Source organism: Ruminiclostridium papyrosolvens DSM 2782 (assembly GCF_029318685.1).
Lineage (GTDB): Bacteria > Bacillota > Clostridia > Acetivibrionales > DSM-1351 > Ruminiclostridium > Ruminiclostridium papyrosolvens.
The window spans coordinates 3,015,555-3,029,936 of sequence record NZ_CP119677.1; the positions used below are offsets into that span (position 1 = coordinate 3,015,555).

At 37.2% G+C, this 14,382-nt stretch carries 11 protein-coding genes and 2 riboswitches; of the genes, 1 reads left to right on the forward strand and 10 read right to left on the reverse strand.

The window, feature by feature from the left end; genetic code table 11:
• Positions 1–30 precede the first annotated feature (30 nt).
• A complete protein-coding gene (locus P0092_RS13470; RefSeq protein ID WP_276186928.1) occupies positions 31–1,395 on the forward strand; it encodes an MATE family efflux transporter in 1,365 nt (454 codons plus the stop codon).
• Between the two features lie 74 nt (positions 1,396–1,469).
• On the opposite strand, the gene P0092_RS13475 is transcribed toward P0092_RS13470, so the two are convergent.
• The 10 genes from P0092_RS13475 to thiD all read right to left on the reverse strand — a co-directional run bounded on the left by P0092_RS13475 (position 1,470) and on the right by thiD (position 13,984).
• Complete coding sequence (locus P0092_RS13475) at positions 1,470–3,104, reverse strand: response regulator (protein ID WP_004617522.1); 1,635 nt, start codon at positions 3,102–3,104, stop codon at positions 1,470–1,472.
• Between the two features lie 4 nt (positions 3,105–3,108).
• On the reverse strand, positions 3,109–4,902 hold the full coding sequence (locus tag P0092_RS13480; protein WP_004617520.1) for a sensor histidine kinase: 1,794 nt from the start codon (positions 4,900–4,902) through the stop codon (positions 3,109–3,111).
• Complete coding sequence (locus P0092_RS13485; RefSeq protein WP_004617518.1) at positions 4,887–5,945, reverse strand: substrate-binding domain-containing protein; 1,059 nt, start codon at positions 5,943–5,945, stop codon at positions 4,887–4,889. The genes P0092_RS13480 and P0092_RS13485 overlap by 16 nt, the downstream gene beginning before the upstream one ends.
• 153 nt (positions 5,946–6,098) lie before the next feature.
• A complete protein-coding gene (gene mmsB, locus P0092_RS13490; RefSeq protein WP_004617517.1) occupies positions 6,099–7,271 on the reverse strand; it encodes a multiple monosaccharide ABC transporter permease in 1,173 nt (390 codons plus the stop codon).
• Complete coding sequence (gene mmsA, locus P0092_RS13495) at positions 7,271–8,806, reverse strand: multiple monosaccharide ABC transporter ATP-binding protein (RefSeq protein ID WP_004617515.1); 1,536 nt, start codon at positions 8,804–8,806, stop codon at positions 7,271–7,273. Before mmsA ends, mmsB begins: the two co-directional genes overlap by 1 nt.
• A 145-nt stretch (positions 8,807–8,951) precedes the next feature.
• A complete protein-coding gene (gene chvE, locus P0092_RS13500; RefSeq protein ID WP_004617513.1) occupies positions 8,952–10,091 on the reverse strand; it encodes a multiple monosaccharide ABC transporter substrate-binding protein in 1,140 nt (379 codons plus the stop codon).
• A 314-nt stretch (positions 10,092–10,405) separates the two neighbouring features.
• Positions 10,406–11,038: a thiamine phosphate synthase gene (gene thiE / locus P0092_RS13505; protein WP_004617511.1), complete on the reverse strand. Its 633-nt coding sequence runs from the start codon at positions 11,036–11,038 to the stop codon at positions 10,406–10,408.
• The gene (gene thiM / locus P0092_RS13510; RefSeq protein WP_004617509.1) at positions 11,028–11,849 is read right to left on the reverse strand and encodes a hydroxyethylthiazole kinase; all 822 of its coding nucleotides are present in this window, start codon (positions 11,847–11,849) and stop codon (positions 11,028–11,030) included. Before thiM ends, thiE begins: the two co-directional genes overlap by 11 nt.
• A gap of 15 nt (positions 11,850–11,864) precedes the next feature.
• On the reverse strand, positions 11,865–13,175 hold the full coding sequence (gene thiC / locus P0092_RS13515) for a phosphomethylpyrimidine synthase ThiC (RefSeq protein ID WP_004617507.1): 1,311 nt from the start codon (positions 13,173–13,175) through the stop codon (positions 11,865–11,867).
• Entirely contained in the window at positions 13,172–13,984 is an 813-nt protein-coding gene (thiD, locus tag P0092_RS13520; RefSeq protein ID WP_004617505.1) for a bifunctional hydroxymethylpyrimidine kinase/phosphomethylpyrimidine kinase, read from the reverse strand. Before thiD ends, thiC begins: the two co-directional genes overlap by 4 nt.
• A gap of 113 nt (positions 13,985–14,097) precedes the next feature.
• A riboswitch (TPP riboswitch) is annotated at positions 14,098–14,197 on the reverse strand.
• 74 nt (positions 14,198–14,271) lie between these two features.
• Positions 14,272–14,369, reverse strand: a riboswitch (TPP riboswitch).
• Positions 14,370–14,382 lie beyond the last annotated feature (13 nt).

The window sequence follows — 14,382 nt, forward strand, 5'->3', positions numbered from 1 at the left end:
AAAAATGATTCAAAATACGGAGTATTCAAAATGGAAAACAACATCATAACCAAGGACACTAAATCCTTCTATAAAATGGCTTTCGCACTGGTTCTTCCTATGGCTTTCCAAAACCTAATAAATGTAGGAATAACCTCAATAGACGTTCTTATGCTTGGAAAAGTAAGCGAAGCTGTACTATCTGCCGCTTCTTTGGCAGGTCAGATTCAGTTCATAATGACTCTTATATTTTTTGGGCTGACATCAGGTGCGGCAGTACTTACAGCTCAATACTGGGGTAAAGGCGACACCAAGAGCATTGAAAAAATTATGGGAATCTGTATGAGATTTTCTCTTTTAGTTGCACTTTTTTTTACTGCAATTGTGTTACTATTTCCGGCACAGGTAATGACTATTTTTACCAATGAAGCACCGGTTATTGCCGAAGGTGTTAAATACCTTAAAATTATAGCATTATCATATATTTTTATGTCAATTACTATGATTTATCTTAACATAATGAGAAGCGTGGAACGTGTAATTATTTCAACGATTGTATACCTCGTTTCCCTTATTGTAAACTTAATTATTGCATCATCACTTATTTTCGGACTTTTTGGTTTACCCAAAATGGGCATAGTAGGTGCTGCAATAGCAACCTTGGCTTCACGTGGAGTTGAATTGCTAATCGTTATTATATATCACTCGAAGGTTAATAAGCTGATTAAATTCAAGCCATCCGATTTATTTGTACACGATAAACTATTATTCAGGGATTTTTTGACTTATTCAATCCCTGTTACATTAAATGAGCTTATGTGGGGCGCAGGTGTAGCTACAAATGCAATTGTAATAGGACATCTGGGGAGTTCGGTAGTCTCTGCAAATTCCGTAGCCCAGATTGCCAGACAGCTTGCCACAGTCATAGCCTTCGGGCTGGCAAATGCCACAGCTATAACTGTGGGTAAAGCAATAGGCGAAAATAATTATGAGGGTGCAAAGAATTACGCAAACCGTTTTATAAAGCTAAGTATACTGGCAGGAATAGGAGGAGGAATTCTTATACTCATTGCAAGGCCTTTTCTTATGTCAATACTTAACCTGACTCCTGTAACCAGAGGGCATTTGTCGGTTATGATGTTCGTCATGTCCTATTTCGTGGTGGCACAAGCTTATAATACTACCCTTGTAGTGGGTGTTTTCCGTGGTGGTGGAGATACAAAGTTCGGTTTGTTCCTTGACGTATTGACCATGTGGGGCGGCTCAATCCTATTTGGTGCTTTGGCAGCTTTCATTTTCAAATGGAGTGTACCTGTTGTATACATAATTCTGATGAGTGATGAAATCATTAAAGTTCCACTGGTTTTATGGAGATACAGAAGTCTTAAATGGCTTAGAAATGTGACAAGAGATTAGCCAAAAAGAATAATAAATGCCGAAAAAGCACAGTACGTGACATATATATGTGAAAGATACTGTGCTTTTTTCTATTAAAGCATATTCAGCTTTTCTCTATAGTCTGTGGGATTTATACCCACAATTTTTTTAAATGCCGTGCTAAAATAATATGCATCGCGGTAACCAACCCTATCTGCAATTTCATAAATTTTGAGGTCCGTACTTTTAAGCAGATTTTTTGCACTTTGAATTCTCAGGTTGGTAAGATAATCAATAAAATTCTGCCCTATATAATCATTGAACAGCACACTAAGGTACCCTGAACTAATCCCAAAATCCTTAGAAATACTTGTAAGGGTTATATTTTCACTATAATTCCCATCCACATAATCCTTTACCTTGGAAAGCAGCTTTTGATTTCGGTTGCTTCTTTTTTGATTAATATATTCGTTAACTTTATAAAAAAAGCTGAGGAGCCATTCTTCAAGCTGTACAAGATTATTTATTTCCTTTACATCAAAATGAAGGTTAAAATCCTCGCCCATTATTTCGAAAATGTCATAGCCCAGCTCATTTATTGTTTTGCAGGATAAAAGCACTACATTATAAATAATAGTATTTATTGCATCCAACTCAAGTTTGGAACTCTTAATCTGCGTAATAATATCAACAATATCATTTTTTATTTCAGGAAATGCACCTATTTTAAGGTCATCATACAGCTTTGTATCTCCGAGGATGTGAAGTTGTTTACTGTAAACCTTATTGCCAAAATTAAGGTCGTTAAAAATATAAACAATCTCCCTTCCGTAAACACGATCAAGCAAAGCTGCCGAGCAGGCTTCTCTGTAGGAAATGTGTACATCCGTAAGATTTTTGTATTTATTCCCTATACCAATAGTAATGCAAAATCCCAGTTCCATTCTCCCTAATTTAATTAAATCTTCAAATGCAGAAGTAAATTTGTCAATATCCTCATAAACCACAATTACAAGCTGATCTATTTTATAATTTATAACAGAGTATACAAGCTTGTCTTCACTGGTGTCGGAAGAGTCCTTTTCCAAGTATGTTAGAAACTTGGTTACAAGGTTATAAAAGGACAGATTTACTATATATTTCTGCTCCTCATCCTCCTCTATGATAAGCTCCATAAAATTATTAATATTTATTACTGCAATAAAGTATTCCCGGTTTCTTAATTTTGAAAGCTCAAGATAATTCAAGTCACTTTCTATATCGCCGATATAGCTGTTACTTAATAAATCATTAAAAAGTTTTTCACGCAAGGCTTTTTTGTTTTCTCGCAGTTGCCTTCTCAAGTTTTCAACTTCTACCCGCTCGTTCCTCTCCCTATTAATTTCTTCTGAGAGTTTTTTTACAATATCTAAAAGGTCCTTGGACTTAAAGGGTTTAAGGATATAATCATTGACATTGAGTTTGACAGACTCCTTTGCATACTCAAACTCTGCATATGCAGTAATAATTATGCACTTAATACCCCGATTAAGGCTTTTTATCTCTCTTATAAGCTCAATGCCGTTCATTTCGGGCATTTGTATATCGGTAATGACTATGTCAATATTATTTTTTCTGACAATATCAAGGGCCTCCATACCATTACTCGCTTGTAAGACTTCAACAAAGCCGTGTTCTTTCCAGTTCGTATTATATATTATTTTGTTTCGTATCATTTCTTCATCTTCAACAACTAAAAGCCTGAACATACCCTCACCTACCTATCTGCGGAATATTTACCACTACTTTTGTACCTACAGATACCTTGCTTTGGTATTTTAAGCCATACTCACTTCCAAAATTCAATTTTATGCGTTCATTTACATTTCTAATACCAAAATACATGTTTTGATCCTCAACCTCTTCTTCTCCCGCCATTATTCGGTTAAGCTGCTGAGTTTTTTCTTCCCCTATCCCTTCACCGTTATCTGAGATTTCAAATATAACCTGTTCATCCTTTAAGTAGCCATTTATAACTATAAGTCCTTTTTTATCCAAATTTCTTATGCCATGGTATATTGAATTCTCTACAAGTGGTTGCAGTATTAACTTAACAGTTTTAAAATTGTAAATTTCATCATTTATCTCAAACAAATAGTCAAATTTGTAGGAAAATCTAAATTGCTGTATCATCAGGTAGCTTCTGATATGGTCAATTTCCTCCCTTATAAAAACAACCTCTCTTCCGTGGCTAAGGCTTGTTCTGAAGAATTTACCAAGGGAATCAACAATATCTATTGCATCGTCGTTCCTATTCTGTTCAAGAAGTCCGATAATAGAGTCAAGAGTGTTGTAGACAAAATGCGGTTTAATAAGCTCCTGCATTGCCTTCATTTCCATAACTCTTATTTTCTGCTGGTCGTCTTTGACTTTATCCATAAGCTCTCTTATCTGATTCATCATTTTATTAAAACTGCTTGCCAACTGCCCTATTTCATCTCTGGTCCTTATATCAGCATAAATAGATAAATCATTTTCAGAAGCCTGTTTCATGATGCTCCTAAGCTTTCTCATTGGATTTGTCAGAACATAGGTAAGATATGTGGTAAGCAGTAGAATTATAATGATAATTAAGGTTATAAGCCAGAAAAACACCCCTCTTAATGTACTAATTTCTCTGGTCATTTCAGCTTCCGGAGTAACTCCTATGATTTTCCACCCGGTAATTTCAGATGTCTTATAGGTAATTATATAATTTGTGTTGTTTATGCTTTCTATAAAGTTTCCATCTTTGCTATCCGTAAGCTTAGGGTTTTGAGTGATTGTATTTGAAAACCCGTGCTTTTCAGAGCTCTGTGGCGTAAATACTACTTTACCATCCTTTTCAAAGAGAACAAAACCTGTTTCGCCCAGCTTAATATCGCTGCAGATTTTATTCAAGAAATTAACATCTATGTCAATAGCCATAATTCCCATATCCCCTTTTTCAGTACGGTTCACTGCCTGACCAATGGAAAAAACTTTTTTATTCAGAATATTCAAATGCGGTGACTGTATAGCTACTACATCCTTTTTTTGTAGTACTAATTCACTATATAATGGTTCAGTGGTTATATCTCCCCAGTATCTGCCGTAACAACTTATAGCACTTCCGGAATGGGATATATATCTTATGTCAACTAAATCTGTTTTCATTTGTTTAAGACTATCAAAAGTTTCCCATATTCTTACTGTATATTTTCTGTTTCCTTCAATATCTCCTGCTTCATTTAATTTAGAATACTGCTGAAAGTAATAATTGCTTCTTAACCTCATTATATTTTCAATATCACTGATATAGGTTTCTAAATTTTTATCAACTCTTTCAATTACCTGTTCCGAATAGCTTGCTACATTTTTATGGAGGTTTTGCAAATACATTTGGTCAGAAATAAGTCCAAAAACCAGTATAGGTACAAGACCCAAAGCCAGAAAGCAAATGGTCATTTTTGATCTGATGCTGTAAATACTGAACTTTTTAAACAAACCAAATAAAAAGTTGTCCTTCATAACTATTTTATCTCCCATCTTTGTTTCCCCTCAAGGAGTTTAGCAAAATTACTCTTGTCTCCCAACTCAAGACCTGTATCTATAAAACTTGAAGGAACCTTTTCACCTCTGATTGCCTTATACAAATTTTTTATACTCAACTCGCCCATCTTATTAAAATTCTGACCAACCAAAGCATCTGCCAAGCCCTTTTCAGCGGCTTCCAGTACCGGATAATAGGTATCTACAAGAATAGAAATTCCTCCGTTTTTACACCATGCATGAAAACCCGGAAGTGATTCCGGAGGTGAAACAAATGGCCACCCCCCCGTACTAAAAAAGACGTCAGGAGTATTCCCTGTCCTAATATGATTTTCCAGCATATCTCCCGCAATATTAACATCGTCATTGCAGTACAGAGTATCTGTTATATTAAGCTTAATTCCCCCGTGGCGAACAGTTTCAAGAAAACCATTAAGCCTCTTATTCAGGTTGTTGCTTTCTTTATCTGCAGTCATTAATAAAACATCCAGTACCTGCTTGTCCATTCCCTTTTCCTTAGCTTCTTTTATCAGAGCCTTACCACATGCTACACCTGCTGCATAATTGTCGGTTCCGCAGTAAAAAAGCCTGCTGCTGTCAGGAGAATCTGAATCAAAGGTTGCAACCTGTATACCTGCCTTGACAGCTTTATCAATAACAGGCTTTATTTTAGCAGGGTCAATACAACTGATAACAATTCCGTCAACCCTGCGCCTTATAAGGCTCTCAACTATTGCAATCTGAACATTTGTATCAGACTGCATAGGTCCAAGCCATTCAACTTTTATCCCCAATTCCCTGCCAACACGCTCACCCTGTTCAAGTGCATCAAGAAATACAGGATTATCCAAAGATTTGGGAACCATAGCTATTATAATATCCTTCTTTTGAGTGTTATTCGAGTTTTCTTCATAAGACGTATTTGGCTCAGTTCCTTTATTTTTTTCAGTTGTTGAACCTCCACATCCGGGTAAAGCAATAAGTAAAGCCAATATCAAATAAACGAGTCTGGTTTTATTAAAAAATCTGTCTTTAGCCATTGTTTCAATCAAAACTCCTTGTATATGTCAAAATTTTCCTTCAATTGAATTATACCATCAAGGCTAAATATAAATAATAGGATTTCTGCTACCGTCAGCTTACAACGCAGACGGTACGAAATCCTATTTTAATATTTGTAAAACTACCTCTTTTTATTTTGATTTTGATTTAGAAAGTACATCAAATGCAACTGCTACCAATAATACAAGACCTTTGATTGTCATCTGCATGTCACTGCCTACTCCAAGTATTGACATACCGTTATTCAGAACACCCATAACCAGAGCACCAATAACACCTCCAACAACAGTTCCTATTCCGCCGTAAGCAGATGCTCCACCTATAAAGCAGGCTGCAATAGCATCAAGTTCAAAGTTGATTCCGGCTTGAGGAGAAGCCGCATTTAAACGTGCAGTGAAGGTTATACCAGCAAGCGCAGCCAACACTGCCATATTTACATATGAGAAGAAAAGAACCCTGTTGGTATTTATACCTGACAATTTTGCAGCCTTTTCATTTCCGCCCATTGCATAAAGGTAACGTCCCGGTACAGTCTTCATTGTAAATATTGAATAAGCCAGTATGAGGATACCGATTAATGCAAGAATTATTGGAATTCCCTTATAAACAGCCAACCAGTAAGTGAAAACACCTATTGCAGCTACCACAAGAACTAATTGGATTATAAACAAATAACCCGGTGTAACTTCGAAATCATATCTTTTTCTTTCTGCTCTTTTCTTAACTTCCAGATAAATATATATTATTGAAACAATTACCCCTACAAATAGAGTCAATATGTTGAGTTTTGTACCAAATCCGTTAAATAAATCAGGAATATACCCGGCACTGATATTAGTAAAGCTTTCCGGGAAAGGTGAAAGAGTCAATCCTTTAAGCATAGTTATTGTAAGTCCCCTGAAAATAAGCATTCCAGCCAAGGTAACTATAAATGCCGGAATTCTTATATAGGCAATCCAGAAACCCTGCCAAACTCCGATAATAAAACCAATTAAAAGGCACAATAAAACGGCAAGTCCAACATTCATTTTCATATTTATTACAAAAATACCCATGATACCGCCAATGAAAGCACAGACGGAACCTACAGAAAGGTCTATGTTACCGCCGGTTAAAATACATAGGGTCATACCAACTGCAAGAATAAGAACATAGCTATTTTGAAGTATCAAGTTTGATACGTTCATGGGTAACAGAAGAACACCTTTTGTTGCTATCTGAAAAAATGCCATTATTACAACCAAGGCAACCAGCATGGCATACTGCCTTATATTCTTTTTGAAAATATTTTTAATTGTTTCCATTACACTACCTCCCTGTTACTCTGCATAATGCATTTCATAATGCTTTCCTGTGATGCTTGACTCTTGTCAAGTTCTCCTACAATCCTTCCTTCATTCATGACATATACTCTATCGCTCATGCCAAGTATTTCAGGAAGCTCTGATGATATGATTATGACTGACTTTCCTTCGTCTACCAGTTTATTTATTATGGTGTATATTTCGTATTTGGCTCCAACGTCGATACCTCTTGTAGGTTCGTCCAGAATCAGCACATCCGGCTCAGTATATATCCATTTGCTTAATACAACTTTTTGTTGATTCCCTCCGGATAAATTGCCTGTCTTCTGTAATATGCTGGGAGACTTAATGTTCATTTTTTTACGAAATTCCTCAGCAACACGGATTTCCTGATTTTCATCCACAAGCATATTTTTCTTGAGTTTTTGAATACCTGAGAGAGAAATATTATTTTTAATATCCTGAATAAGGATAAGACCTGCTGACTTTCTGTCTTCCGTTACATAAGCCAGTCCATTATCAATTGCTTGTTTTATATTGTGAAGCTCTATCTTTTTTCCGTCCTTAACAATCTCTCCGCTGATATTTTTACCGTAAGATTTTCCAAATACACTCATTGCCAGTTCGGTTCTTCCTGATCCCATTAATCCGGCAATACCCACTATTTCACCTTTTTTTACATTTAGGTTTACGTTCTTTATAACCTTTTTGCCTTCAATAGCCGGATCATAAACATTCCAGTTCTTAATTTCGAAATTTATTTTGCCGATTTTAGGTGCTCTTTTAGGGAACCTGTCAACCAGCTGACGTCCAACCATTCCTTTTATTATTCTGTCTTCAGTTAAATCCTCATCCTTTTGGATAGTCTCGATAGTAGCACCATCACGGAGAACAGTGATAGTATCAGCTACCTCCAAAACCTCATTTAGCTTATGTGAAATTATAATGGAACTGATTCCTTCTGCTTTTAACTCAAGTATAAGTTTTAGAAGATTTTCCGAGTCATCTTCGTTCAATGCGGCAGTGGGCTCATCCAATATAAGCAGTTTAACATCCTTAGCAAGGGCTTTTGCAATTTCAACCAACTGTTGTTTACCTACACCAATTTCAGATATAAGTGTATGCGGATCTTCTTTTAGACGAACTTTTTTCAGAAGTTCGGTTGCCTGAATATGTGTCTTGTTCCAGTTAATAAAACCGTATTTTGCCCTTTCATTACGTAAGAATATATTTTCACCTATTGAAAGGTAAGGTTCCAAAGCCAACTCCTGATGGATAATAACAATTCCCATCTTTTCACTATCTTTTATATTACTAAAAATACATTCCTGTCCGTCAAAAATTATATCTCCTGCGTAAGTGCCATGAGGATAAATTCCACTAAGTACATTCATCAATGTGGATTTTCCCGCTCCATTCTCTCCAACAAGTGCGTGGACTTCCCCTTTTCGCACTTTAAAATTAACGTTGTCAAGGGCTCTTACTCCGGGAAAAAGCTTTGTAATATTTCTCATTTCAAGTATAAACTCTGCCATTTCCTCATCTCCCTTACTTTGTATTCGGCTTGCATATATGAAAGCTTATCAAGCCTTGACATATGCAAACCGAACACATTCATGTCCGGTTTGCATAATGTAATTAGTTTGCTTAATTAAATTATCTGCATATTTTTATTAATTATTACTTCAGGTCAGCTTCCTTGTAGTAACCGCTGTCTACAAGAATTTTCTTGTAGTTTTCTTTATCAGCGTATACAGGATCACAGAGGAAGGAAGGAACAATTTTGCTTCCGTTGTTGTAATCCGTTTTATTGTTTACAGAAGCTTCTTTTCCTTGTAATACACTATCTACCATTTCAACAACCTTTGTTGCAAGAGTTCTTGTATCCTTGAATATTGACATTGACTGCTGTCCGTTAATCATTGCCATAACGTTTGGCTTGTCACAGTCCTGTCCGGTAATAATTGGATATGGCTTGTCACTGCTACCGTAACCTGCATTTTTAAGAGATGCAACAATACCGATTGCAAGGCTGTCATTTGGTGACAGAACTGCATCAAGTTTCTTACCACCTGCATAGTTAGCAGTAATCAGATTATCCATTCTTGCCTGTGCTTTTGCAGAATCCCATCCTTGGATTGCGATTTTTGCAAAATCCTTCTGACCGCTTGTTACAACAAGCTTACCGCTATCTATATATGGTTTCAGAATACTATATGCACCGTCGAAGAAGTAATTTGCATTATTATCATCAGGTGATCCGCCGAAAAGTTCAATATTGAATGGTCCTTTTCCATCTTTAAGGCCCAATTTTGTTTCAATATATTGACCTTGGATTACACCAACCTTGAAATTATCAAATGTTGCATAATAGTCTACGTTTGGAGTCTTCATTATAAGTCTGTCATAGGCTATTACTTTTACTCCACTATCTGCTGCTTTTTTCAAAACGTCAGAAAGTGCTGAACCGTCAATAGAAGCAATAACAACAACTTTGCTGCCCTTAACAATCATGTTTTCGATCTGTTGAATCTGAGTGTTTACATCATTGTTAGCATACTGAAGATCAACCTTGTAGCCTTTTGCTTCAAGTTCCTTCTTCATGTTGGCACCATCCTGGTTCCAACGCTGCAATGACTGAGTAGGCATTGCTACACCGATTAATTGTCCGCCGGTAGCTGTATCTGTAGCTTTTGCAGAATCTGTTGATGCTGCTGATGATGAAGATGCGGAAGTATCAGTTGAAGGTGAAGCTCCACATGCTGCAAGCATACCTACTGAAAGAACAACTACTAAAATCAAAGCGATTACCTTTTTCATGTCTTTATTCCTCCTGAAAATATTTTACCCTCCCGACGTATATTAGAAGTAAGCTCCGGGAACAATAAGTATGTCGGTCAAGTTTTATACTGTTATATTAATCTTTCGAGGAATCTAAATAAATGTGATTTTTTTTATAATCCTTTAATTTTTTTAGAATTTTTTTAGTAATTATAGACAAAGATAGTCATAAAATTATTATGTTTACTATAAACTTTGTACAAAAATATTCATTTCCAAAGTAAGTATTAATCAAAAAAGCACAAAAAAATACCCCAAAGCCATTCTTTTAATCGAAGGTTTGAGGTATTCTTTTACGCTTTTTCCACAAATATTTCAAGCATTTTTTCAGCAGATAGTTTTATATCCTTTTGTGCAATTATAGCAGATACAACGGCAATCCCATCTATTCCGGTATTTTTAAGTTGAGCTACATTCTGTTCATTTATTCCGCCTATCCCTACTACAGGAATAGAAACTTCCTTTACAATTTTAATGAGAGTCTCTTTTGACACCGATTTAGCATCAGTTTTAGTGCTTGTTGAGAACAAGGCACCCACTCCGATATAGTCAGCTCCTTCTCTTTGAGCCTCTATAGCCTTCTCGGCACACCCTGCCGATACGCCAAGTATTTTGTCTTTACCTATGATTTTCCGGACAATAGTAGCGGGCAAATCGCTCTGCCCTACATGAACTCCGTCAGCATCTATAGCCAAAGCAATATCAACTCTGTCATTTATAATAAGAGGTACTTTATATTTGTCCGTTATTGCTTTAATATTAAGGGCCGTTTGGTAAAACTCCCGTGAAGAAGCTGTCTTTTCACGTAACTGAACCAAAGTACAACCGCCCATTATTGCCTGCTCTACTGCTTCTTCCAGTGTCTTGGTACTCATCAGCTCACGGTCGGTTACAAGGTAAAGGGTATAATCAACTTTAGTTTTCATTTATTCTTGCCTTCTCTCCAAAAATATTTTCATCCATCTTACTAATGGAATCAATTATTGCAATATGATAGCTTCCCGTACCTTTATGTCCTGCGGCTTCATAGGCGAGCTCTCCTGCTATCCCCATTACTGCCACTCCTGCCACAGCAGCCTTGAAATAATCTCTTTCTGCACCGCAGAAGGAGCCAACCAGGGCAGTAGTCATACAGCCGGTCCCCGTAACATCTGACAACATTTTATGTCCATTTGAGATGGTCACAAGGTTTTTTCCGTCAGAAATTACATCAACGGCTCCGGTTAAGGCTACAATACAACCAAGCTTTACAGCCGCCTTTTTTGCAACGGCTGTGGAGTCATTGGATTCAATATCAGCTTCTGATGCATCAACACCTTTTGTTGTGGCATTAAGTCCTGCAATGTAAGCTATCTCAGATAAATTTCCTCGCAAAACATTTATTTTCACTTCGTCCAGAATAGTTTTTGTGACTTCATTTCTCAACTTTGAGGCCCCTGCACCAACTGGATCAAATATTACGGGAATACCCTTCTCATTTGCTTTTTTACCTGATAAAATCATCGATTCCACAGTTCTTTTGTTTAATGTCCCTATATTTATTACTAGTGCGGAAGAAATTGACGTAATATCCCCAGCCTCATTAATATCATCTGCCATAATGGGAGAAGCCCCTATTGCCAGAATTATATTTGCACAATCATTTACAGTTACATAATTTGTAATATTGTGAATAAGTGGCTTTTTATTTCTGACTTCTGTAATTAAGCTTGTTATTTGTTTTGTATACCCACTCATAGTTAGTCTCCTTTACTATTTCTCGGTTACGAACTCAACCTTTTCACCGGCTAAAATCTTATTTGTAGTTCTCATAGCACACATTTTTCCGCACATAGAGCAGGTATGCTTGTCAGTAGGAGGTGTGCTTTCAAAATATGCTCTTGCCTTATCTTCGTCAATAGCATATGAGAACATATCTTCCCAGTCAATTCGGCGTCTGGCATCGCTCATTTTGTTATCAATTTCACGTGCATTGGGTATCCCCTTAGCAATATCAGCAGCATGAGCAGCTATTTTTGAAGCAACTATTCCTTCTTTTACATCGGAAAGGTCAGGCAATCTTAAATGCTCTGCTGGAGTTACATAACACAAGAAATCTGCACCGTTAGCAGCCGCAATTGCTCCGCCAATTGCCGAAGTAATATGGTCATAACCCGGTGCTATGTCAGTTACCAAAGGCCCCAGTACATAGAAAGGTGCTCCATGACAGAGTCTCTTTTGAATAGTCATATTTGCAGCTATTTCATTTATCGCCATATGTCCCGGCCCCTCAACCATTACCTGAACATCTTTTTCCCATGCACGCTTGGTCAGGTTGCCCAATTCTATAAGTTCACTTAACTGTCCGGCATCTGAGCTGTCATTGATACTGCCGGGCCTCAATGCATCTCCTAAACTTATTGTGACATCATATGCTTTGAGAATTTCAAGAAACTCATCATAATATTCATAAAAAGGATTTTCATTTCCGGTCATCTCCATCCATGCAAAAAGAAGTGAGCCTCCTCTTGAAACAATATTTGTAAGTCTTTTTGAACGTTTGAAGCACTCAACGGCACGTTTATTTATTCCTGCATGAATTGTCATAAAATCCACGCCTTCCATAGCGTGAGCCTCAACTACTTTAAAAAAGTCCGAAGCCTTAATATCCATCAAGTCCTTTTCAAGGTAGCCTATGGCATCATACATGGGAACTGTTCCTATCATTGCAGGAGAGCGCTTAATAAGCTCTTTGCGGAAGGTATTTGTCTTTCCGTAATTACTTAGGTCCATTATGGCTTCAACGCCAAATTTGATTGACATATCAACCTTTTCCATTTCTTTTGTGTAGTCAGGACAATCTCCTGATATACCAAGATTTACATTGATTTTTGTCCTGAGTCCCTGGCCTATTCCCTCCGGACTGAGGGATTTGTGGTTTATATTAGCCGGAATAGCTATTTTACCCTCTCCCACAAGTTCCCTAAGCTTGTTTTCGTCCATTGACTCTTTCTGTGCAACAATCCTCATTTCTTTTGTAATAATACCTTTTTTTGCTGCTTCCATCTGTGTTTTGTAATTCATAGTGACCTCCAATTATTTAATCCGTTTTTATAAACTCCATATAAATGATGTGTGGGACCATGCCCCTTTCCGATTTCCAGGGAATGTTCAATTGCCATTGTGACGTATTCTTTTGCTTTTTCGACTGCTGTTGGAAAAGGCAGTCCCAAGGCAAGGTTTGAGGCTATGGCAGAGGAAAATGTACACCCTGTTCCATGGGTATTTTTTGTCTGAATTCTTTTAGTTGAATATATGTAAAATTCTTTTCCGTCATAAAGTATATCCTCCGCATCTCCCTTCAAATGTCCGCCTTTTATAAGGACACTTCCTGCACCCATGCGGTATATGCTGACAGCTGCCTTTTTCATATCCTCTGAGGTAGTTATCTCCATTCCTGTTATTGCCTCCGCCTCAGGTATGTTAGGAGTAAGCATACCCGCCAGTGGTATCAATCTTTTTATAAAAAACTCCAAAGCATCTTCTTTCATCAGGGCATGCCCGCCTTTTGCAATCATTACAGGGTCGATAACTACGTTTTCAGGCTTATAATTATCCAATTTTTCAGCAACAGCTTCCATACACTCTCTGCCTGACAGCATACCTACTTTTACAGCATCGGGTGTTATGTCTTCAAAAACTGCATCCATCTGTTTTTTAATCATATCAGGTGTTATGTCCTGAATATCAATAACCCGGCACGTATTCTCTGCTACCACCGACACAATAACACTCATTCCATAAACACCATGAGCAGCAAAGGTCTTTAAGTCTGCCTGAACTCCTGCTCCTCCGCTGCAATCAGAACCTGCAACTGTTAGTACTTTTTTCATTAATTGCTACACCTCCTTAATCTGAAAGGGGTATTTGTACCACTTGACCTTTGGAATGGTAAAAACATACAAAAAGATGCCCTCAAACAGGAAAGCACCTTTAACCTATACAATAATTAATCGTATTTGCTTCCCTACACCGGTATTAACCGACAGGTTCCAAGGGTCAGGTTTTACCTTCTCAACCAAAAATTGGTCCCCCCACAAGTCACTGCTATAAACTTTTCCAATAAAAAAACGCTCACCTTTGTAAGGTAAGCGGCATTTATCAAAATCTCTTCTAAAATTTCTGATAATATTTTGCTTCCCTACACCGGTGTTAACCGACAGGTTCCAAGGGTCAGGTTTTACCTTCTCAACCAAAATGGTTCCCCCGCAACTGTTACTATTAAATTTTA

Bases quoted from the DNA above. Each gene is read 5' to 3' on its own strand.
- thiE (WP_004617511.1), bottom strand. From the start codon at position 11,038: ATGAAAACTAAAGTTGATTATACCCTTTACCTTGTAACCGACCGTGAG.
- P0092_RS13475 (WP_004617522.1), bottom strand. From the start codon at position 3,104: ATGTTCAGGCTTTTAGTTGTTGAAGATGAAGAAATGATACGAAACAAA.
- thiC (WP_004617507.1), bottom strand. From the start codon at position 13,175: ATGAATTACAAAACACAGATGGAAGCAGCAAAAAAAGGTATTATTACA.
- mmsB (WP_004617517.1), bottom strand. From the start codon at position 7,271: ATGGAAACAATTAAAAATATTTTCAAAAAGAATATAAGGCAGTATGCC.
- P0092_RS13480 (WP_004617520.1), bottom strand. From the start codon at position 4,902: ATGGGAGATAAAATAGTTATGAAGGACAACTTTTTATTTGGTTTGTTT.
- P0092_RS13470 (WP_276186928.1), top strand. From the start codon at position 31: ATGGAAAACAACATCATAACCAAGGACACTAAATCCTTCTATAAAATG.
- P0092_RS13485 (WP_004617518.1), bottom strand. From the start codon at position 5,945: ATGGCTAAAGACAGATTTTTTAATAAAACCAGACTCGTTTATTTGATA.
- chvE (WP_004617513.1), bottom strand. From the start codon at position 10,091: ATGAAAAAGGTAATCGCTTTGATTTTAGTAGTTGTTCTTTCAGTAGGT.
- thiD (WP_004617505.1), bottom strand. From the start codon at position 13,984: ATGAAAAAAGTACTAACAGTTGCAGGTTCTGATTGCAGCGGAGGAGCA.
- thiM (WP_004617509.1), bottom strand. From the start codon at position 11,849: ATGAGTGGGTATACAAAACAAATAACAAGCTTAATTACAGAAGTCAGA.
- mmsA (WP_004617515.1), bottom strand. From the start codon at position 8,806: ATGGCAGAGTTTATACTTGAAATGAGAAATATTACAAAGCTTTTTCCC.